Origin of the sequence: Pseudomonas sp. KBN12P06040, from assembly GCF_037574965.1 — a bacterium.
In the GTDB taxonomy this organism is placed as follows: domain Bacteria; phylum Pseudomonadota; class Gammaproteobacteria; order Pseudomonadales; family Pseudomonadaceae; genus Pseudomonas; species Pseudomonas aeruginosa.
Genome location: NZ_JBBELS010000001.1, coordinates 2,632,151 through 2,652,405, shown reverse-complemented (window position 1 = coordinate 2,652,405; position 20,255 = coordinate 2,632,151). Strand labels below are relative to the sequence as shown.

16 protein-coding genes and 1 pseudogene are annotated in these 20,255 nt (G+C 64.4%); 16 read left to right on the top strand and 1 reads right to left on the bottom strand.

Going from position 1 to position 20,255, the window contains the following annotated elements; translation table 11 throughout:
• Positions 1–56 precede the first annotated feature (56 nt).
• Positions 57–1,313: an NADP-dependent isocitrate dehydrogenase gene (gene icd / locus VQ067_RS12685; protein WP_003090436.1), complete on the bottom strand. Its 1,257-nt coding sequence runs from the start codon at positions 1,311–1,313 to the stop codon at positions 57–59.
• Between the two features lie 358 nt (positions 1,314–1,671).
• Here icd and VQ067_RS12680 point away from each other — a divergent pair, with 358 nt between their 5' ends.
• From VQ067_RS12680 to nuoC, 16 genes and pseudogenes are all read left to right on the top strand, one after another.
• The gene (locus VQ067_RS12680) at positions 1,672–3,897 is read left to right on the top strand and encodes an NADP-dependent isocitrate dehydrogenase (RefSeq protein WP_003090437.1); all 2,226 of its coding nucleotides are present in this window, start codon (positions 1,672–1,674) and stop codon (positions 3,895–3,897) included.
• Positions 3,898–3,983: 86 nt separating this feature from the next.
• A complete protein-coding gene (locus VQ067_RS12675) occupies positions 3,984–4,454 on the top strand; it encodes an NUDIX hydrolase (protein ID WP_003097654.1) in 471 nt (156 codons plus the stop codon).
• Between the two features lie 43 nt (positions 4,455–4,497).
• A complete protein-coding gene (gene mnmA, locus VQ067_RS12670; protein ID WP_003131114.1) occupies positions 4,498–5,625 on the top strand; it encodes a tRNA 2-thiouridine(34) synthase MnmA in 1,128 nt (375 codons plus the stop codon).
• Positions 5,622–6,242, top strand: coding sequence for a high frequency lysogenization protein HflD (gene hflD, locus VQ067_RS12665; protein ID WP_003116717.1), 621 nt, complete (start codon positions 5,622–5,624; stop codon positions 6,240–6,242). The genes mnmA and hflD overlap by 4 nt, the downstream gene beginning before the upstream one ends.
• 2 nt (positions 6,243–6,244) lie before the next feature.
• Positions 6,245–7,135: a DMT family transporter gene (locus tag VQ067_RS12660; protein ID WP_003097658.1), complete on the top strand. Its 891-nt coding sequence runs from the start codon at positions 6,245–6,247 to the stop codon at positions 7,133–7,135.
• A gap of 75 nt (positions 7,136–7,210) precedes the next feature.
• Complete coding sequence (gene purB, locus VQ067_RS12655; protein ID WP_019371702.1) at positions 7,211–8,581, top strand: adenylosuccinate lyase; 1,371 nt, start codon at positions 7,211–7,213, stop codon at positions 8,579–8,581.
• Positions 8,582–8,640: 59 nt separating this feature from the next.
• Positions 8,641–9,810, top strand: coding sequence for a ribosomal protein uL16 3-hydroxylase (locus tag VQ067_RS12650; RefSeq protein ID WP_003090443.1), 1,170 nt, complete (start codon positions 8,641–8,643; stop codon positions 9,808–9,810).
• Positions 9,803–10,228 carry a GNAT family N-acetyltransferase gene (locus tag VQ067_RS12645; protein ID WP_003090444.1) on the top strand — a complete coding sequence of 142 codons (426 nt, stop codon included), beginning with the start codon at positions 9,803–9,805 and terminating at the stop codon, positions 10,226–10,228. Before VQ067_RS12650 ends, VQ067_RS12645 begins: the two co-directional genes overlap by 8 nt.
• A gap of 6 nt (positions 10,229–10,234) precedes the next feature.
• Positions 10,235–10,855, top strand: a complete 621-nt coding sequence (locus VQ067_RS12640) for a DUF7931 domain-containing protein (RefSeq protein WP_003131112.1) — start codon at positions 10,235–10,237, stop codon at positions 10,853–10,855.
• The gene (locus VQ067_RS12635; protein ID WP_003090446.1) at positions 10,852–11,673 is read left to right on the top strand and encodes a secretin N-terminal domain-containing protein; all 822 of its coding nucleotides are present in this window, start codon (positions 10,852–10,854) and stop codon (positions 11,671–11,673) included. The genes VQ067_RS12640 and VQ067_RS12635 overlap by 4 nt, the downstream gene beginning before the upstream one ends.
• A gap of 594 nt (positions 11,674–12,267) precedes the next feature.
• Positions 12,268–13,863, top strand: a complete 1,596-nt coding sequence (locus VQ067_RS12630) for an isocitrate lyase (RefSeq protein WP_003090447.1) — start codon at positions 12,268–12,270, stop codon at positions 13,861–13,863.
• 178 nt (positions 13,864–14,041) lie between these two features.
• Positions 14,042–16,060, top strand: coding sequence for a PhoX family protein (locus VQ067_RS12625; protein WP_003097668.1), 2,019 nt, complete (start codon positions 14,042–14,044; stop codon positions 16,058–16,060).
• Positions 16,061–16,138: 78 nt separating this feature from the next.
• A pseudogene (locus VQ067_RS12620) lies at positions 16,139–16,692 on the top strand (DUF4442 domain-containing protein).
• A 599-nt stretch (positions 16,693–17,291) separates the two neighbouring features.
• Positions 17,292–17,705: an NADH-quinone oxidoreductase subunit A gene (locus tag VQ067_RS12615; RefSeq protein WP_003090452.1), complete on the top strand. Its 414-nt coding sequence runs from the start codon at positions 17,292–17,294 to the stop codon at positions 17,703–17,705.
• 10 nt (positions 17,706–17,715) lie between these two features.
• Positions 17,716–18,393 (top strand): NuoB/complex I 20 kDa subunit family protein, encoded by a 678-nt coding sequence (locus VQ067_RS12610; RefSeq protein WP_003090455.1) that lies wholly within the window; start codon positions 17,716–17,718, stop codon positions 18,391–18,393.
• A gap of 80 nt (positions 18,394–18,473) precedes the next feature.
• The gene (gene nuoC, locus VQ067_RS12605; RefSeq protein ID WP_003090458.1) at positions 18,474–20,255 is read left to right on the top strand and encodes an NADH-quinone oxidoreductase subunit C/D; all 1,782 of its coding nucleotides are present in this window, start codon (positions 18,474–18,476) and stop codon (positions 20,253–20,255) included.

Genomic DNA, 20,255 nt, shown 5'->3' with positions numbered 1-20,255 from the left:
GAAATGAAAAAGGCCGGTGCGAACCGGCCTTTTTCTCGTTCGGGCGCTAGCCCTTCCTACATCTTGGCGATCATCGCGTCGCCGAACTCCGAGCAGGACAGCAGGGTCGCGCCGTCCATCAGGCGTTCGAAGTCATAGGTCACGGTCTTGGCGGCGATCGCCCCGTTGGTGCCCTTGATGATCAGGTCGGCCGCCTCGGTCCAGCCCATGTGGCGCAGCATCATCTCCGCGGAGAGGATCAGCGAACCCGGGTTGACCTTGTCCTGGCCGGCGTACTTCGGCGCGGTGCCGTGGGTCGCCTCGAACATGGCCACCGAATCGGACAGGTTGGCGCCGGGCGCGATGCCGATGCCGCCGACCTCGGCCGCCAGGGCGTCGGAGAGATAGTCGCCGTTCAGGTTCAGGGTGGCGATCACGTCGTACTCGGCAGGGCGCAGCAGGATCTGCTGCAACATGGCGTCGGCGATCACGTCCTTGACCACGACGTTCTTGCCGGTCTTCGGATTCTTGAACTGCATCCACGGACCGCCATCCAGCAGCTCGGCGCCGAATTCATCGCGCGCGACTTCGTAGCCCCAATCCTTGAAGGCACCCTCGGTGAACTTCATGATGTTGCCCTTGTGCACCAGGGTCACCGAACTGCGGTCGTTGTCGACGGCGTATTGCAGGGCCTTGCGCACCAGGCGCTTGGTGCCTTCCTGGGAAACCGGCTTGATGCCGATGCCGCAGTTCTCGGTGAAGCGGATTTTCTTGACGCCCATTTCCTCGGTGAGGAACTTGATGACCTTCTCCGCCTCCGGCGAACCGGCCTTCCACTCGACGCCGGCATAGATGTCCTCGGAGTTCTCGCGGAAGATCACCATGTCTACGTCGCCGGGCTTCTTCACCGGGCTGGGCACGCCTTCGAACCAGCGTACCGGGCGCTGGCAGACGTAGAGATCGAGTTGCTGGCGCAGGGCCACGTTCAGGGAGCGGATGCCGCCACCGACCGGGGTGGTCAGCGGGCCCTTGATGGAAACCACGTAGTCGCGCACGGCGTCCAGGGTTTCCTGGGGCAGCCAGGTGTCCTGGTCATAGACCTGGGTGGCCTTCTCGCCGGCGTAGACTTCCATCCAGGCGATCTTGCGCTCGCCCTTGTATGCTTTTTCCACTGCAGCGTCGACAACCTTGATCATGACCGGGCTGATATCGACGCCGATGCCATCACCCTCGATGAACGGGATGATCGGGTTCTTCGGTACGCTCAAGGACATGTCGGCATTCACAGTGATTTTGTCACCGGTCGCCGGCACCTGGATCTTTTGGTATCCCATGCTGAACTCCGTGTTGTGGTTAAAACCCTGTTGCAGCCTTCTAGGGTAGCCCAGTTGTCCGCCCGGAAACCACATCTTCCTTAGTCTAAACAGGCGAGCGCATCAGCCCGGCGAGAGGGTGGTATACTGCGCGCCATGACTTCGCAGTCATCGAGGTCCGAGCAGTCTGGGACCAGACCCTCTCCCCTCGCAGCGTCGGGTTCGCCACCATGAGCCCGCCGTACAACGCTCTACTGGCGCCCCTATATCCCGCGGCATATCTCGATTTCGATTCAACCCGATGTTGAGCGAAGGCATCGCGTCCACCAACGCGTATCGAGACTCTGTGCGCGCCCAGCAAAAAAGAGAGTTACCGTAGATGTCCATCCGCTCGAAGATCACCTACACCTTCACCGACGAAGCACCTGCGCTCGCCACCTACTCGCTCCTCCCCATCGTCAAGGCCTTTGCCGCGTCCGCCGGCATCGACGTCGAGACCAGCGACATCTCTCTTGCAGGACGCATCCTGGCCAACTTCGCCGACCGCCTCGACGCCGACCAGCGTATCGAAGACGACCTCGCCCGCCTGGCGGTCCTGGCCACCTCGCCCGACGCCAATATCATCAAGCTGCCCAACATCAGCGCCTCGGTGCCCCAGCTGAAAGGCGCAATCGCCGAGCTGCAGGGCCTGGGCTACAAGGTTCCCGACTTCCCGGAAGACCCGCAGACCGACGAAGAGAAAGAGGTTCGCGCACGCTACGCGAAGATCCTCGGCAGCGCCGTGAACCCGGTCCTGCGCGAAGGCAACTCCGACCGTCGCGCGCCTGCCGCGGTGAAGGCCTACGCCCGCAAGCACCCGCACTCCATGGGCAAGTGGAGCATGGCCTCGCGCTCCCACGCCGACTACATGCGCGGCGGCGACTTCTTCTCCAGCGAACAGTCCATCACCATGGCCAAGGCCGGTGACGTGCGCATCGAGTTCGTCGGCAAGGACGGCAAGGTCGAGGTCAAGAAGCAACTGAGCCTGCAGGAAGGCGAAGTGCTCGACAGCATGTTCATGAGCTGCGGCAAGCTGCGCGACTTCTTCGAGAAGACCCTGCAGGACTGCAAGGAAACCGGCGTCATGTGGTCCCTGCACGTCAAGGCGACCATGATGAAGATTTCCCACCCGATCGTCTTCGGACATGCGGTGAGCGTCTACTACAAGGACGTCTTCGACAAGTGGGGCCAACTCTTCGAAGAGCTCGGCGTGAACCCGAACAACGGTATCTCCAGCGTCTACGACAAGATCAAGTCGCTGCCCGCCTCCCAGCAGGAAGAGATCCTCCACGACATCCACGAGGTGTACAGCCACCGCCCGGAAATGGCGATGGTCGACTCCGTGAAAGGCATCACCAACCTGCACATTCCGAGCGACGTCATCGTCGACGCCTCGATGCCGGCGATGATCCGCAACTCCGGCCAGATGTGGGGCAAGGACGGCAAGCAGAAAGATACCAAGGCGGTAATGCCGGAAAGCACCTACGCCCGCATCTACCAGGAGATGATCAACTTCTGCAAGACCAACGGCGCCTTCGACCCGACCACCATGGGCAGCGTGCCGAACGTCGGCCTGATGGCGCAGAAGGCCGAGGAATACGGCTCCCACGACAAGACCTTCGAAATGACCGCCGACGGCACCATGCGCGTGGTCCTGGCCGACGGCAGCGTGCTGATGCAGCACGAGGTGGAGACAGGCGACATCTGGCGCGCCTGCCAGACCAAGGACGCGCCGATCCGCGACTGGGTCAAGCTGGCCGTCACCCGCGCGCGCCAGTCCGACACCCCGGCGATCTTCTGGCTGGACCCGGAGCGCGCCCACGACCGCGAACTGCGCAAGAAGGTCGAGCTGTACCTCAAGGACCACGACCTGACCGGCCTCGACATCAGCATCATGGGCTACAACGAGGCCATTCGCGTCAGCATGGAACGCCTGATCCGCGGCAAGGACACCATCTCGGTGACCGGCAACGTCCTGCGCGACTACCTGACCGACCTGTTCCCGATCATGGAACTGGGCACCTCGGCCAAGATGCTCTCCATCGTTCCGCTGATGGCGGGCGGCGGCATGTACGAAACCGGCGCCGGCGGCTCGGCACCCAAGCACGTCCAGCAACTGGTGGAAGAGAACTACCTGCGCTGGGACTCCCTGGGCGAGTTCCTGGCCCTGGCCGTGTCCCTGGAGGAAACCGGGATCAAGACCGGCAACGCCAAGGCCAAGCTGCTCGGCAAGGCGCTGGACGAAGCCACCGGCAAGCTGCTGGACAACAACAAGTCGCCGTCGCGCAAGGTCGGCGACATCGACAACCGCGGCAGCCACTTCTACCTGGCGATGTACTGGGCCCAGGCCCTGGCCGCCCAGGACGAAGACGCCGAACTGAAAGCGCACTTCGCACCGCTGGCCAAGGCCCTGACCGAGCAGGAAGCGACCATCGTCGCCGAACTCAATGCGGTCCAGGGCAAGCCGGCCGAGATCGGCGGCTACTATCGCTCCAACCCGGAGCTGACCAGCAAGGTGATGCGCCCCAGCGCCACCTTCAACGCAGCGATCGACAGCCTGGCCTGATGGCGTCACGCTGACGAAGCAGAAACCCCGGGCCTACGCTCGGGGTTTCTTTTTATCGAGGCCTTTTCCGTACCGAGGAGACATCCATGAGCTGGCATCCCCATGTCACCGTAGCGACCATCGTCGAGGACCAGGGCCGCTTCCTGCTGGTCGAGGAACAGGCCGACGGCCGCGAGGTGCTGAACCAGCCCGCCGGGCACCTGGAGCCCGCCGAAAGCCTGCTCGAGGCCGCCCTGCGCGAAACCCTCGAGGAAACCGGCTGGGAGGTCGAGCTGAGCGCCGTCACCGGCATCTACCTGTACACCGCCCCGTCCAACGGCGTCACCTACCAGCGCGTATGCTTCGCCGCCCGCCCCGTGCGCCACCATCCCGAACGCGCCCTCGACGACGGCATCATCGGCCCGCGCTGGCTGACCCGCGACGAACTGGCCGCCCAGCCGCAGCGCTGGCGCAGCCACCTGGTGCTGCGCTGCATCGACGACTACCTGGCCGGCGGCCGCTATCCCCTGGCGCTGATCCGCGACACCCACGTGTCGCCCTCCCTGCCCCAGGCCTGATAGAATCCGCGTTTTACGAATTCGCCCGTGACGCCTGATCGCTATGTCTGAATCCGCCCCCACCCCACGCCGCGAGCGCGTGATCGTCGGCATGTCCGGCGGCGTCGACTCGTCCGTCTCCGCCCTGCTCCTGTTGCAGCAGGGCTATCAGGTCGAAGGCCTGTTCATGAAGAACTGGGACGAGGACGACGGCACCGAATACTGTACCGCCCGCGAGGACCTGGCCGACGCCCAGGCCGTCTGCGACCGGATCGGCATCAAGCTGCACACGGCGAACTTCGCCGCGGAATACTGGGATAACGTGTTCGAGCATTTCCTTGCCGAGTACAAGGCAGGCCGTACGCCGAACCCGGACATCCTCTGCAACCGCGAAATCAAGTTCAAGGCATTCCTCGACTACGCGCTGATGCTCGGCGCGGACCTGATCGCCACCGGCCACTATGTGCGGCGCCGCGACCGCGACGGGCGCACCGAGCTGCTCAAGGGCCTGGACCCGAACAAGGACCAGAGCTACTTCCTGCACGCGGTGGGCGGCGAGCAGATCGCCCGCAGCCTGTTCCCCGTCGGCGAACTGGAGAAACCGGAAGTCCGCGCCATCGCCGAGAAGCACGGCCTCGCCACGGCGAAGAAGAAGGACTCCACGGGCATCTGCTTCATTGGCGAGCGACGCTTCACCGATTTCCTCAAGCAGTACCTGCCGGCCCAGCCGGGCGACATCGAGACCACCGAAGGCAAGGTCATCGGTCGCCACAGCGGCCTGATGTACCACACCATCGGCCAGCGCCAGGGCCTCGGCATCGGCGGTCTCAAGGAAGCCGGCGACGATCCCTGGTACGTACTCGGCAAGGACCTGCAACGCAACGTACTGCTGGTCGGCCAGGGCAACGACCACCCGCTGCTGTTCTCCCGCGCCCTGCTGGCCTCGCGAATCTACTGGGTCAACCCGGTCGAACTGGAGCGGCCACGTCGCCTGCGGGCCAAGGTGCGCTACCGGCAGAGCGACCAGGACTGCGTCCTGGAGAAAACCGCCGAAGGCTACCGCGCGGTGTTCGACGAACCGCAGCGCGCAGTGACCCCGGGGCAATCGGTGGTGTTCTACGACGGCGACGTCTGCCTCGGCGGCGGCGTGATCGAAACGGCGGAAGCCTGGGATTTCGGAGGACGCCCGTGAGCGATCCGCGACAGCAACTGATTGCCCTCGGCGCCGTCTTCGAATCCGCAGCCCTGGTCGACAAGCTGGCACGCACCGGGCAGATCAGCGAAGCCCCGATGGGCTGCATGCTCGGCAGCCTGCTGGCGCGCAACCCGGCCAGCACCCTGGACGTCTACGGTGGCGACAGCCTCAACCTGCGCGACGGCTTCAAGGCCCTGGCCAGCGCCCTGGAGCGCAAGCCCGGCAGCCTGCAGCGCGAACCGCTGCGCTACGCCCTGGCGATGCTGACCCTGGAACGGCAACTGGACAAGCGCGGCGACATGCTCGACCTGATCGGCCAGCGCCTCGACCAGGTCGAACAGCAGGTCCAGCACTTCGGCCTGGTCCACGAGAACGTCATCGCCTCGTTCGCCAGCATCTACCAGGACACCCTCAGCACCTTCCGCCAGCGCATCCAGGTACACGGCGACATGCGCCACCTGCAGGTCAGCAGCAACGCCGCGCGGATCCGCGCCCTGCTGCTCGCCGGCATCCGCTCGGCGCGGCTCTGGCGGCAACTGGGCGGCAGCCGCTGGCAGATGGTGTTCAGCCGGCGCCGGCTGCTCAACGAACTCTATCCCCTGCTGCGCGGCTAGCCATGGCCATGGCCGGGAGCCAGCCGCAACGGCGCAACAGCCCGACCCAGGGCGCCGCCATGCTGGCTCTTTCGGCGCTGTTCTTCGCCCTGATGGGCGGCCTGATCCGCGAGGCTTCCAGCACCGTCAACAACGAAACCGTGGTGTTCTTCCGCAACCTCGTCGGCGTGCTGTTCTTCCTGCCCCTGGCGCTGACTCGCGGCATCGGCCCGCTGCGCACCCGCCGCCCGCTATCGCACCTGCTGCGCACCACCTACGGCCTGGGCGGCATGTACTGCTACTTCTACGCCCTCGCCCACCTGCCGCTGACCGACGCCATGCTGTTCAGCTATGCCGCGCCGGTGTTCACGCCGCTGATCGCACACCTGTGGATCAAGGAGCCGCTGACCCGCCGCATGATGGTCGCCACCCTGGTCGGCTTCCTCGGCGTGCTGCTGGTGGCCAGGCCCAGCGGCGCGGTAGTGGCGCCGATCGCCCTGGTCGGCATCGCCTCCAGCCTGATGGCCGCCTGTGCCTTCGTCTCGATCCGCGAAATGAGCGACAGCGAGCCGGCCTATCGCATCGTCTTCTACTTCGCCCTGTTCGGCACCCTGTTCTCCGCCGTGCCGCTGGCCTGGGCCTGGCAGCCGCTGAACGGCCAGGAACTGCTCCTGCTGCTCGGCGCCGGACTGTTCGCCAGCCTCGGCCAACTGACCATGTCGCAGGCCTATGCCCTGGCCTCCCCGGGAGTGATCGGACCGATCGCCTACATGGCCATCGTTTTCGCCGGGGTGATCGCCTGGCTGCGCTGGGACGAACTGCCCAGCCACACGTCGCTGCTCGGCGCCGCCCTGATCTTCGCCGCCAGCCTGATCCCCCTGCTGGGCAACCGCCCCGCCGAAAGGCCCCGCTGAATGCCCCACCGGGGCGCACCTTTCATGTATGATATGCGCCCCTTTTTCGTTGACTTCCAGCCACGAGAACGTCTCATGCAGCTTTCCTCGCTCACCGCGGTATCCCCCGTCGATGGCCGCTATGCCGGCAAAACCAGCAGCCTGCGTCCGATCTTCAGCGAATACGGCCTGATCCGTTTCCGCGTCATGGTGGAAGTCCGCTGGCTGCAGCGCCTCGCCGCCCACGCCGGGATTCCCGAGGTCGCGCCGTTCTCCGCCGAAGCCAACGCCCTGCTCGACAGCCTGGCCAGCGACTTCCAGCTGGAACACGCCGAACGCATCAAGGAAATCGAGCGCACCACCAACCACGACGTGAAAGCCGTGGAGTACCTGCTCAAGGAACAGGCCGCCAAGCTCCCGGAGCTGGCCGCGGTCAGCGAGTTCATCCACTTCGCCTGCACCTCCGAGGACATCAACAACCTGTCCCACGCCCTGATGCTCCGCGAGGGTCGCGACAGCGTGCTGCTGCCGCTGATGCGCCAGATCGCCGAGGCCATCCGCGAACTGGCGGTGAAATTCGCCGACGTGCCGATGCTCTCCCGCACCCACGGCCAGCCTGCCTCGCCGACCACCCTGGGCAAGGAACTGGCCAACGTCGTCTACCGCCTGGAGCGGCAGATCAAGCAGGTCGCCGGCATCGAGTTGCTGGGCAAGATCAACGGTGCCGTGGGCAACTACAACGCCCACCTGTCCGCCTATCCCGAAGTCGACTGGGAAGCCAACGCCCGCCAGTTCATCGAAGGCGACCTCGGCCTGACCTTCAACCCCTACACCACTCAGATCGAGCCGCACGACTACATCGCCGAGCTGTTCGATGCGATCGCCCGCTTCAACACCATCCTCATCGACTTCGACCGCGACGTCTGGGGCTACATCTCCCTCGGCTATTTCAAGCAGAAGACCGTGGCCGGCGAGATCGGCTCCTCGACCATGCCGCACAAGGTCAACCCGATCGACTTCGAGAACTCCGAGGGCAACCTCGGCATCGCCAACGCGCTGTTCCAGCACCTGGCCAGCAAGCTGCCGATCTCGCGCTGGCAGCGCGACCTGACCGACTCCACCGTGCTGCGCAACCTCGGCGTCGGCATCGCCCACAGCATCATCGCCTACGAGGCCAGCCTGAAGGGCATCGGCAAGCTGGAGCTGAACGCCCAGCGCATCGCCGAGGACCTGGACGCCTGCTGGGAAGTCCTCGCCGAGCCGGTGCAGACCGTGATGCGTCGCTATGGCGTGGAAAACCCCTACGAGAAGCTGAAGGAACTGACCCGCGGCAAAGGCATCAGCGCCGAAGCCTTGCAGACTTTCATCGAAGAGCTGGCGATTCCCGCCGAGGCCAAGGTCGAGCTGAAGAAGCTGACCCCGGCCGGCTACGTCGGCAATGCCGCCGCCCAGGCCAAGCGCATCTGAGCACGCAACCCTTTTGCACGCCCGGCTGCGCCGGGCGTTTTTGTTTCAAGGACTTAACCATGAATGCTGATACTCCCCTGCAACTTCTGGGCGGACTGACCGCTGCCGAATTCCTCCGCGACTACTGGCAGCGCAAACCGCTGCTGGTCCGCCAGGCGATTCCGGACTTCGAAAGCCCGCTGTCCGCCGACGAGTTGGCCGGGCTGTCGCTGGAGGAATCGGTGGAATCGCGCATCGTCCTCGAACACGGGAAAACCCCGTGGGAAATGCGCCGTGGCCCGTTCCAGGAGGAGGACTACCAGCACCTGCCGGAACAGGACTGGACCCTGCTGGTCCAGGCGGTCGACCAGTTCGTCCCGGAAGTCGCCCAACTGCTGGAGCAATTCCGCTTCCTGCCCAGCTGGCGGATCGACGACGTAATGATCAGCTACGCCGCTCCCGGCGGCGGCGTCGGTCCGCACTTCGACAACTACGACGTATTCCTGCTTCAGGGCCACGGACGCCGGCGCTGGAAAGTCGGACAGATGTGCAGCAGCGACAGCCCGCTGCGCGAGCACGCCGACCTGCGCATCCTCGCCGACTTCGAACAGAGCGACGAGTGGGTCCTGGAGCCCGGCGACATGCTCTACCTGCCCCCGCGCCTCGCCCACTACGGCATTGCCGAAGACGAGTGCATGACCTACTCGATCGGCTTCCGCGCGCCCAGCGCCGCCGAAGTGCTGACCCATTTCACCGACTTCCTCGGCCAGTTCCTCTCCGACGAGGAGCGCTACACCGATGCCGGCCTGCAACCGGTAGGCGACGATCCGCACCAGATCCAGCGCGACGCTCTGGAGCGCCTGCAGGGCCTGATCCAGGAGCACATGAGCGACGAGCGCCTGCTGCTGACCTGGTTCGGCCAGTTCATGACCGAGCCGCGCTATCCTGAACTGGTTGCCGGCGAGGATATCCCCGAAGAGGAGCTATTCGGCGCCCTCGAGGATGGCGCGCTGCTGGTGCGCAACCCCAGCGCCCGCCTGGCCTGGAGCGAGATCGACATCGGCCTGGTGCTGTTCGCCAGCGGCCAGAGCGTACTCCTGCCCGGCCAGCTCAAGGAACTGCTGAAGCTGGTCTGCTCGGCCGATGCGTTGCATCTGGAAAACCTCGGCCAATGGCTGGCCGACGACGATGCGCGTAAGCTGTTGGCGGAGTTGGTCAAACAGGGCAGTTTGGAGTTTGCAGATGAATAAGATCCGCGTACGCGTAGCCGACTGGCAGAAGGACAATGCCGAACTGCGCCGCATCCGCGAAGCGGTCTTCATTGCCGAACAGTCGGTTCCGCCGGAACTGGAGTGGGACGCCGAAGACGACGAAGCCGTGCATTTTCTCGCCTATGAAGGCGAATACGCGATCGGCACCGCGCGCCTGCTGGGCGACGGGCACATCGGCAGGGTCTCGGTACTCAAGGACTGGCGCGGCCTGAAGGTCGGCGACGCGCTGATGCGCGCGGCCATCGAGGAAGCCGAGCGACGCGGCCTGAAGCGCCAACTGCTGACCGCGCAGGTCTATGCCATACCCTTCTACGAGCGACTGGGCTTCAAGGTCGACAGCGGCGAGTTCCTCGACGCCGGCCTGCCCCATGTCGACATGGTTCGCGACAGCGACTGAGGCCCGATGAGCGACGCCCCGGAGACCTCGCCGGCCGACCTGCCGGCCATCGAATTCAGCTCTCCGGGGCGCTTTGCGGTACGCAACCCGGCAAGCGCCGCACCACCCGCGGAACGCTGGGAACCAGCGCCATTCCGCCTCGGCGAACATGAGCCGCTGGAGCGCTTCGAGCATCCGCAGGAAGCCCGCGCCCATGCCCTGGCCCTCCTGCAGCAGGCCCGCCGCTCGCTCTGCCTGCACAGTCCCGACCTGGAAAGCTGGCTCTATCACCACAGCAGCATCCAGGAAGCCTGCACCCGTTTTCTCCTGGCCAATCCACGCAATCGCCTGCGTATCCTCGTTGGCGACAGCGCCCAGGCCGTGCGCAACGGCCACCGCCTGATCAACCTTTCGCGCCGCCTGTCGAGCAACTGCCTGATCCGCCGGCTCAACCCGGACTACCCTAAAGAGGACGACGCCTTCCTCCTGGCCGACGACCAGGGCCTGCTGCTGCGCCCGAAACCGGCGCAACCGGCGGGCTACGCCTGCTACCGTGCCGCCGGGCGGGTGCGTCAACTCCAGGCCCGCTTCGAGCAGGCCTGGGACACCAGTCTTTCCGACCCGGACCTGCGGAGCTTCCTCCTGTGACCCTGTTGCGCACCACCCTGCTCTCCTCGCTGTTGGCGACAGTCGTTCTCGGCGCCTCGGCCGCCCCGCGCACCGAAGTGATCCCGCTCAACTACCGCACCGCCGACGACGTGATGGCGGTGGCCCAGTCGGTCATCGGCAGCGAAGGCAAGGTCACCGCCTATGGCAACCAGTTGATCGTCAATGCCGAGCCGGCGAAGATCCGCGAGTTGCAATCGGTCCTGCAGCAGATCGACTCGCGCCCGCATCGCCTGCTGATCACCGTGGATACCAGCGAGAACCTGCAACAGGACAGCCGCGGCTATTCGGTGGATGGTTCGGCCAGCGCCGGCAACATCGAGATCCAGAGCGGCCGCGGCGAGGTCAACGGCAAGGATCGCGTCCGCATCATCCGTCGCTCCACCGACAGCCGTTCCGGCGGCAGCCAGCAGGTCCAGGCCACCGAGGGCTACCCGGCGCTGATCCAGGTCGGCCAGAGCGTCCCCATCACCAGCACCGCCACCGGTCCCTACGGGCAGATCTACAGCCAGACCGAATACCGCAACGTCAACCGCGGCTTCTACGTCACCGCGACGCTGACCGGCAATCTGGTGCACGTCACCATCAGCTCCAGCAATGACCGCCTCAGCCAGAGCCATCCCGGCGTCATCGATACCCAGAGCACCGACACCCGGGTCAGCGGCAAGCTCGGCGAGTGGATCACCCTGGGCGGCGTCAGCGAACAGAACCAGGCCGACCAGCGCGGCTTCGTGCGTCGCTACTCGACCCAGGGACGCGACGACACCAGCCTGCGCCTGAAAGTCGAAACCCTCGACTGACCGACGGCGCTCTTTCCAGCGCGAATTGTCTCCCGCTCCGGCAAAGCCGCGGGGCGCGGGCTCTTGCGGGCATTTTCGATGCAAACGGAAACATCTCGACCAGACAAGACCATCCGGTCACTCTTAGACCTTCGTGTAGTAGTCTTGAAAAAACACTACAAAACGTTTGACGACGGATTTTTTCCAGAGCATGATGGCCCCGCTCCCGCTAATCAGGGGCTCTGAAACGACGAGCTCCCGGTGCCTGCGCCGATACGCCCTCGGCCTCCACCGTGTTGATCTGCCCACAAGGCGGCTTGACGAGATTGCGACTGGAACGAAGTTGTCCTGAGGGACGGGGAAGCGTTTACGTATCAGCCAGATCGAAAGACTCGACAGCGAGTCGCCCACCGGCAACCACGAGCCGAACGGCACTTGATCCAGTCGAGAAGCACGGTCCGCGAACTGTTCGTCTCCACCCCCTCCTCGGCGTCATTCTTCGCCACGGTCATTCTCTCGCCATGCAGCGGTGAGCCACCCGCAAGACAACCTTCACCAGCAGGTTTTGAGTGGGTCAGTCGGTGCTCAACCAATACATTTCTTGAAGGATTGACCATGTCCGCATATCAGAACGAGATCAAGGCAGTTGCCGCGCTGAAAGAGAAGAACGGCAGCAGCTGGAGCGCGATCAACCCCGAGTACGCAGCTCGCATGCGTATCCAGAACCGCTTCAAGACCGGCCTGGATATCGCCAAGTACACCGCGGCCATCATGCGCAAGGACATGGCCGAATACGATGCGGACTCCTCCGTCTACACCCAGTCGCTGGGTTGCTGGCACGGCTTCATCGGGCAGCAGAAGCTGATCTCGATCAAGAAGCACCTGAAGACCACCAACAAGCGCTACCTCTACCTGTCCGGTTGGATGGTCGCCGCGCTGCGCTCCGACTTCGGCCCGCTGCCGGACCAGTCCATGCACGAGAAAACCGCGGTTTCCGGCCTGATCGAAGAGCTGTACACCTTCCTGCGCCAGGCTGACGCCCGCGAGCTGGACCTGCTGTTCACCGGCCTGGACGCTGCCCGCGCCGCTGGCGACAAGGCCAAGGAAGCCGAGCTGCTGGCCCAGATCGACAACTTCGAAACCCACGTGGTGCCGATCATCGCCGACATCGACGCCGGCTTCGGCAACGCCGAGGCGACCTATCTGCTGGCCAAGAAGATGATCGAAGCCGGCGCCTGCTGCATCCAGATCGAGAACCAGGTGTCCGACGAGAAGCAGTGCGGCCACCAGGACGGCAAGGTCACCGTTCCGCATATCGACTTCCTCGCCAAGATCAATGCCGTACGCTACGCCTTCCTCGAGCTGGGCGTGGACGATGGCGTGATCGTCGCCCGCACCGACTCCCTGGGCGCCGGCCTGACCAAGCAGATCGCCGTGACCAACGAGCCGGGCGACCTGGGCGACCTGTACAACTCCTTCCTGGATTGCGAAGAAATTTCCGAGGCCGAGCTGGGCAACGGCGACGTCGTGATCAAGCGCGAAGGCAAGCTGCTGCGTCCGAAGCGCCTGGCTTCCAACCTGTTCCAGTTCCGCAAGGGCACCGGCGAAGATCGCTGCGTCCTGGACTGCATCACCTCGCTGCAGAACGGCGCCGACCTGCTCTGGATCGAAACCGAGAAGCCGCACGTCGGCCAGATCAAGGCAATGGTCGATCGCATCCGCGAAGTGATTCCGAACGCCAAGCTGGTCTACAACAACAGCCCGTCCTTCAACTGGACCCTGAACTTCCGCCAGCAGGTGTTCGATGCGTTCGTCGCCGAAGGCAAGGACGTTTCCGCCTACGACCGCAACAAGCTGATGAGCGTCGAGTACGACGACACCGAGCTGGCCAAGGTCGCCGACGAGAAGATCCGCACCTTCCAGCGCGATGGCTCGGCCCACGCCGGCATCTTCCACCACCTGATCACCCTGCCGACCTACCACACCGCCGCGCTGTCCACCGACAACCTGGCCAAGGGCTACTTCGCCGACGAAGGCATGCTGGCCTACGTGAAGGGCGTGCAGCGCCAGGAACTGCGCCAGGGCATCGCCTGCGTCAAGCACCAGAACATGGCGGGCTCCGACATCGGCGACAACCATAAAGAGTACTTCGCTGGCGAAGCCGCTCTGAAGGCCAGCGGCAAAGACAACACCATGAACCAGTTCCACTAAGGAACAGGGGCCAGCCGGGCAGCCACGATCTGCCCGGCCCGCCTCGCGAAAACCCCGGCTCCGGCCGGGGTTTTTCATTTCCGGATCATGGCAAAAGGCCTCGAGTGCCTGTCATCGTCCCGTCGCTTTCAGCGGTTAGCGTCAATGCTCCGTCGATCAGCCCACAAGGAGCACGTCCGTGAGCCTGGAGAAAAAAGATGCCATCCTGTTCGGTGATGGCGACGAGTTGCCCAGCAACCATTCGAACAACCCGCACATGAACGACCTGATCGCCGGCCTCGGCCGCCGCCAGGTCCTGGCCGGCGGCGCGGCGCTCGGCGCCCTCGCCTTCCTCGGCGTCGCGCTCCCCGCCAGCGCCGCTCCCGCCGAAGCGCAGGTGCCCGCCGCGGAAGGCCTGCGCGGCTTGCCTTTCAAACGCCGCAACCGCTTGCCCTTCGAAGCCATCGCCAGCGGCCGTGCCGATACCATCCGGGTGCCCGCCGGCTACAAGGCGACGCCCTTCATACCCTGGGGTACCCCGATCAGCGGCAGTTATCCGGGCTTCCTCGACGACGCCAGCAACAGCGCCCAGGACCAGGCCGAACAGATCGGCATGCACCACGACGGCATGCACTTCTTCCCGATCGACGCGCAGTTCGGCTTCGGCGGCGGACACATCAGCAACCATGGCCTGCTGGTGCTCAACCATGAATACATCGACGCGCCGCTGCTGCACACCAATGGCCCGACCGTGGTCGATGGCAAGCGCACCGTCGCCGATGAAGTGCGCAAGGAAATCAACGCCCATGGCGTTTCCGTCGTGGAGATCCGTCGCAACGTGCGTGGCGAGTGGAATGTCGTACCGTCGCAACGCAATCGGCGGATCACCGCCGCCACGCCGATGCGTATCGCCGGCCCGGCGCGCGGCCACGAACTGCTGCGCACCCGCCACAGTCCGGACGGCACCCGCACCCGCGGCACCCACAACAACTGTTCCAACGGTTTCACCCCCTGGGGCACCTACCTCACCTGCGAGGAGAACTGGGTCGGCTATTTCTCCACCCAGGACAGCGAACTGCCGCGCGAACTGACCCGCTACGGTATTCGCAACACCAGCCGTTTCGGCTGGGAGACCCTGGCGGGCGACGAGTTCGAGCGCTTCGACGCCACCCGCAAGGGCAAACAGGCCCAGGACGACTACCGCAACGAACCGAACAACTTCGGCTGGATCGTCGAGATCGACCCGTTCGACCCGCAATCGGTACCGGTCAAGCGCACCGCTCTCGGCCGCTTCGCCCACGAAGGCCTGGTCTTCGCCCCGGTCAAGCCGGGCCGCCAGGTAGTCTGCTACTCCGGCGACGACTCGCAGAACGAGTACATCTACAAGTACGTCAGCCGCGACAAGTTCCGTCCGGGTCGCAGCAACGCTCGCCTGCTCGACGAAGGCACCCTCTACGTCGCCCGCTTCAACGCCGATGGCAGCGGCCAGTGGCTGCCGTTGGACATCGCCGACGGCAACTTCCGCGCGGCCTGTCGCAAGGCCGGGGTGAGCTTCGCCGACCAGGGCGAAGTGCTGATCAACACCCGCCTGGCCGCCGATGTCCTCGGCGCGACCAAGATGGATCGCCCGGAGTGGGGCGCGGTCAACCCGGACAACGGTGACGTCTACTTCACCCTCACCAACAACACGTCGCGCACCGTCGCCGACGCGGCCAACCCACGGGTGAAGAACGCCTACGGCCATATCATCCGCTGGCGCGAACGCAGCCGCGACTATGCCGGGCAACGCTTCACCTGGGACCTGTTCATGCTCGCCGGTCCCGGCGAAGACAGCCGCGGCCCGGACGGCAAGCCGCTGAACCAGGACAATATCCTGGCCAGCCCCGACGGCCTCTGGTTCGACCCGGAAGGCCGCCTGTGGATCCAGACCGACATGAGCGGCAGCCAGTTGAGCAGCGGCCCGTTCGGCAACAACCAGATGCTGGTGGCCGACCCGCGCACCGGCGAACTGAAGCGCTTCCTCACCGGTCCGCTGGGTTGCGAGGTGACCGGCATTGCCGCGACGCCGGACTTCCGTACGCTGTTCATCAACATCCAGCACCCGGGGGAAGGCTCGACCGCCGATAACCTCCTCAGCACCTGGCCGGACGGGCCGGGCCGCCGGCCACGCTCGGCCACCGTGGTGATCACCCGCGAAGACGGCCGACGCCTGCTCTGACGCGCCACGACGACCTGCGTTGGCCGGAATGCCGGCGCAGGTCGCCGCTACAGCCGTGGGCAAGCCCGGGCAAAGCGGGTGGAATGCAGACTCCCTCTCTATGGAAGGACGCCAACATGCCCAAGCGCAATCGCCTCAGCCGCGCCGTCGGCGCCATCAACCTCCTCCCCCGCCGCCTGCGCAGCCGCAGCCTGACGCTGCTGCTGGGCTCCCAGGTGCGCTTCGCCGGCACGGCGAGGGTGCGCATCCATGAACTGGGGCAGGAGCGCGCCATCCTCAGCCTGAAGAACCGTCGACCGGTGCAGAACCACATAAAAGGTATCCATGCCGCAGCGATGGCCTTGCTCGCCGAGTCGGCCAGCGGCTTCCTGGTCGGAATGAACGTACCGGACGACAAGCTGCCGCTGATCAAGACCATGAAGATCGACTATCTCAAGCGCGCCCAGGGCGACCTGACCGCCATCGCGACGCTGGAGGCCGGACAGATCGAGCAGATCCGGCAACAGGACAAGGGCGAGGTCCGCGTGGCGGTGCTGGTCAGCGACGAGAACGGCAACCAGCCGATCGCCTGCGAGATGGTCTGGGCCTGGGTCGGCAAGAAACCCCGGGACGCTACCGCAGCCCCTAGGTAGCGCACCTCCAGAGCGACTACATCTGCGCTGCGAAGCGAACCGCCGCAAACCTTGCCCAGCGCCTTCGCATCCGTCACGAAGAACCGCGGGCGCAGCCCCAGGCGGCGCCACAGCCGGGTTGTCATGGTGCGGAAAGAAGAAAAACCGCCATGCGCCCGGCCCGGAAAATATTCCCGGTTTAATGCAATAACGGATTGATCGCGAGTAATTACCAATAAAAGGGTAAACAATAGTAACGCGGCGAAGAATATATGTAGCGAAGTTATACGGATGCGACATTGCAAACGATATTCATTATCGTTTGAGGTCTTGCAAAGAGCCCTCCCCCACGCTTCGCGGCAATACGACCAAAAGCCAGCCAGGCCGCGCCATTTCTCGCAGAGACAGCATTCACGAGGCTTTCGGGGATTAACCAAAGCGCTGGAAAAAGCAGAGAAGCGTCTGTTTGTGTTAGAAAAATTTACTTGTCCGGCGCTTTGGGCATAAAATCGGAAAGATACATACAACCCTTAGCTCACTACGCAGCGGGTTGCACAAGAAGTCGGGCATTGCGCCCAGAACCCACGATCTTATATATCCGGTACAGAAGGAGTATCAGCATGCCAAACCCAGCTGAACTTGCAGCTCATCACTGGGGATTCGCTGCCTTCCTTCTAGGGGTCGTTGGCCTTCTCGCCTTCATGCTAGGGGTTTCGTCCCTGCTTGGCAGCAAGGCATTTGGTCGCAGCAAGAACGAACCCTTCGAATCCGGGATCGTCCCCACCGGAGGCGCACGCCTGCGTCTCTCGGCAAAATTCTATCTGGTCGCGATGCTCTTCGTGATCTTCGACGTCGAAGCCCTCTTCCTCTTCGCCTGGTCGGTGTCGGTTCGCGAAAGCGGCTGGGCCGGCCTGATCGAGGCAACCATTTTCATAGCAATTCTGTTGGCGGGTCTTGTCTATCTTTGGCGGATCGGTGCGCTCGATTGGGCTCCCGAAAGCCGTCGCAAGCGGCAGGCGAAGCTAAAACAATGAGGCTTTGGCGATGCAATACAAACTTACCCGGATCGATCCCGATGCGGCCAACGACCAATACCCGATAGGCGAACGAGAAACCGTAGCCGACCCGCTGGTCGAGGGCCAGGTTCACAAGAACATCTTCATGGGCAAGCTCGAGGATGTGCTGAACTCCACCGTCAACTGGGGTCGCAAGAACTCGCTCTGGCCCTATAACTTCGGGCTGTCGTGCTGCTACGTGGAGATGACCACCGCCTTCACCGCGCCGCACGATATCGCCCGCTTCGGCGCCGAAGTGATCCGGGCGTCGCCGCGCCAGGCCGACTTCATGGTCATCGCCGGCACCTGCTTCATCAAGATGGCCCCGGTCATCCAGCGCCTCTACGAGCAGATGCTCGAACCCAAGTGGGTCATCTCCATGGGCTCGTGCGCCAATTCCGGCGGCATGTACGACATCTATTCGGTGGTCCAGGGGGTCGACAAGTTCCTCCCCGTGGACGTCTACATCCCCGGCTGCCCGCCCCGTCCGGAGGCGTTCCTGCAAGGCCTGATGCTGCTGCAGGAATCCATCGGCCAGGAGCGCCGCCCGTTGTCCTGGGTCGTTGGCGACCAGGGGGTCTACCGCGCCGAAATGCCGGCCCAGAAAGACCTGAAACGCGAGCAGCGCATCCAGGTGACCAACCTGCGCAGCCCCGACGAAGTGTGATCCGGAACTCCCGGCCAGCCCCGCTGGCCGGCCGAGACCAGCCGCGTTCACCCCACCGTTGACCGAAAGCGACCGAGACCATGACTGCAGACTCCGCTCTGTACATCCCGCCTTACAAGGCAGACGACCAGGATATCGTCGTCGAACTGAATTCCCGCTTTGGCGCCGAGACCTTCACCGTCCAGCCCACCCGTACCGGCATGCCGGTGCTCTGGGTCCCGCGCGAAAGACTGATCGAAGTCCTGACCTTCCTCCGTCAGGTACCCAAGCCCTATGTGATGCTCTACGACCTGCACGGCGTCGACGAGCGGCTGCGCACCCATCGCCGCGGCCTGCCGAGCGCCGACTTCAGCGTGTTCTACCACCTGATGTCGCTGGAGCGTAATAGTGACGTGATGATCAAGGTCGCCTTGTCCGAGCGCGACCTCAACCTGCCCACCGCCACCCGTATCTGGCCCAATGCCAATTGGTACGAGCGCGAAGTGTGGGACATGTACGGCATCACCTTCACCGGCCACCCGCACCTGACCCGCATGCTGATGCCGCCGACCTGGCAGGGCCATCCGCTGCGCAAGGACTACCCGGCGCGCGCCACCGAGTTCGATCCCTACTCCCTGTCCGCCGCCAAGCAGGACCTGGAGCAGGAGGCCCTGCGCTTCAAGCCGGAAGACTGGGGCATGAAGCGCCACGGCGAGAACGAGGACTACATGTTCCTCAACCTCGGCCCGAACCACCCGTCCGCCCACGGCGCGTTCCGCATCATCCTGCAACTGGACGGCGAGGAGATCATCGACTGCGTCCCGGAGATCGGCTACCACCACCGCGGCGCCGAGAAGATGGCCGAGCGCCAGTCCTGGCACAGTTTCATCCCCTACACCGACCGCATCGACTACCTCGGCGGGGTGATGAACAACCTGCCCTACGTACTCTCGGTGGAGAAGCTCGCCGGGATCAAGGTGCCGCAGCGGGTCGACGTGATCCGGATCATGATGGCGGAGTTCTTCCGTATCCTGAACCACCTGCTGTACCTGGGCACCTATATCCAGGACGTCGGCGCCATGACCCCGGTGTTCTTCACCTTCACCGACCGCCAGCGCGCCTACAAGGTGGTCGAGGCCATCACCGGCTTCCGCCTGCACCCGGCCTGGTACCGCATCGGCGGCGTCGCCCACGACCTGCCGCGCGGCTGGGACAAGCTGGTCCGCGAGTTCCTCGACTGGATGCCCAAGCGCCTCGACGAGTACGAGACCGCGGCCCTGAAGAACAGCATCCTGCGCGGCCGGACCATCGGCGTCGCCCAGTACAACACCAAGGAAGCCCTCGAGTGGGGCACCACCGGCGCCGGCCTGCGCGCCACCGGTTGCGACTTCGACCTGCGCAAGGCCCGCCCCTACTCCGGCTACGAGAACTTCGAGTTCGAGGTACCGCTGGCCCACAACGGCGACGCCTACGACCGCTGCATGGTCAAGATGGGCGAGATGCGCCAGAGCCTGCGGATCATCGAACAGTGCCTGAAGAACATGCCGGAAGGCCCGTACAAGGCCGACCATCCGCTGACCACGCCGCCGCCGAAAGAACGCACGCTGCAACACATCGAAACCCTGATCACCCACTTCCTGCAGGTTTCCTGGGGCCCGGTCATGCCGGCCAACGAAGCCTTCCAGATGATCGAGGCGACCAAGGGTATCAACAGCTACTACCTGACCAGCGACGGCAGCACCATGAGCTACCGCACGCGTATCCGGACGCCCAGCTTCGCGCACCTGCAACAGATCCCCTCGGTGATCAACGGCAGCATGATCGCGGACCTGATCGCCTACCTGGGTAGCATCGATTTCGTTATGGCTGACGTGGACCGCTGA

Coding starts and splice junctions, on each gene's coding strand:
- icd (WP_003090436.1), bottom strand. CDS start 1,313: ATGGGATACCAAAAGATCCAGGTGCCGGCGACCGGTGACAAAATCACT.
- VQ067_RS12680 (WP_003090437.1), top strand. CDS start 1,672: ATGTCCATCCGCTCGAAGATCACCTACACCTTCACCGACGAAGCACCT.
- VQ067_RS12675 (WP_003097654.1), top strand. CDS start 3,984: ATGAGCTGGCATCCCCATGTCACCGTAGCGACCATCGTCGAGGACCAG.
- mnmA (WP_003131114.1), top strand. CDS start 4,498: ATGTCTGAATCCGCCCCCACCCCACGCCGCGAGCGCGTGATCGTCGGC.
- VQ067_RS12660 (WP_003097658.1), top strand. CDS start 6,245: ATGGCCATGGCCGGGAGCCAGCCGCAACGGCGCAACAGCCCGACCCAG.
- purB (WP_019371702.1), top strand. CDS start 7,211: ATGCAGCTTTCCTCGCTCACCGCGGTATCCCCCGTCGATGGCCGCTAT.
- VQ067_RS12650 (WP_003090443.1), top strand. CDS start 8,641: ATGAATGCTGATACTCCCCTGCAACTTCTGGGCGGACTGACCGCTGCC.
- VQ067_RS12645 (WP_003090444.1), top strand. CDS start 9,803: ATGAATAAGATCCGCGTACGCGTAGCCGACTGGCAGAAGGACAATGCC.
- VQ067_RS12640 (WP_003131112.1), top strand. CDS start 10,235: ATGAGCGACGCCCCGGAGACCTCGCCGGCCGACCTGCCGGCCATCGAA.
- VQ067_RS12630 (WP_003090447.1), top strand. CDS start 12,268: ATGTCCGCATATCAGAACGAGATCAAGGCAGTTGCCGCGCTGAAAGAG.
- VQ067_RS12615 (WP_003090452.1), top strand. CDS start 17,292: ATGCCAAACCCAGCTGAACTTGCAGCTCATCACTGGGGATTCGCTGCC.
- VQ067_RS12610 (WP_003090455.1), top strand. CDS start 17,716: ATGCAATACAAACTTACCCGGATCGATCCCGATGCGGCCAACGACCAA.
- nuoC (WP_003090458.1), top strand. CDS start 18,474: ATGACTGCAGACTCCGCTCTGTACATCCCGCCTTACAAGGCAGACGAC.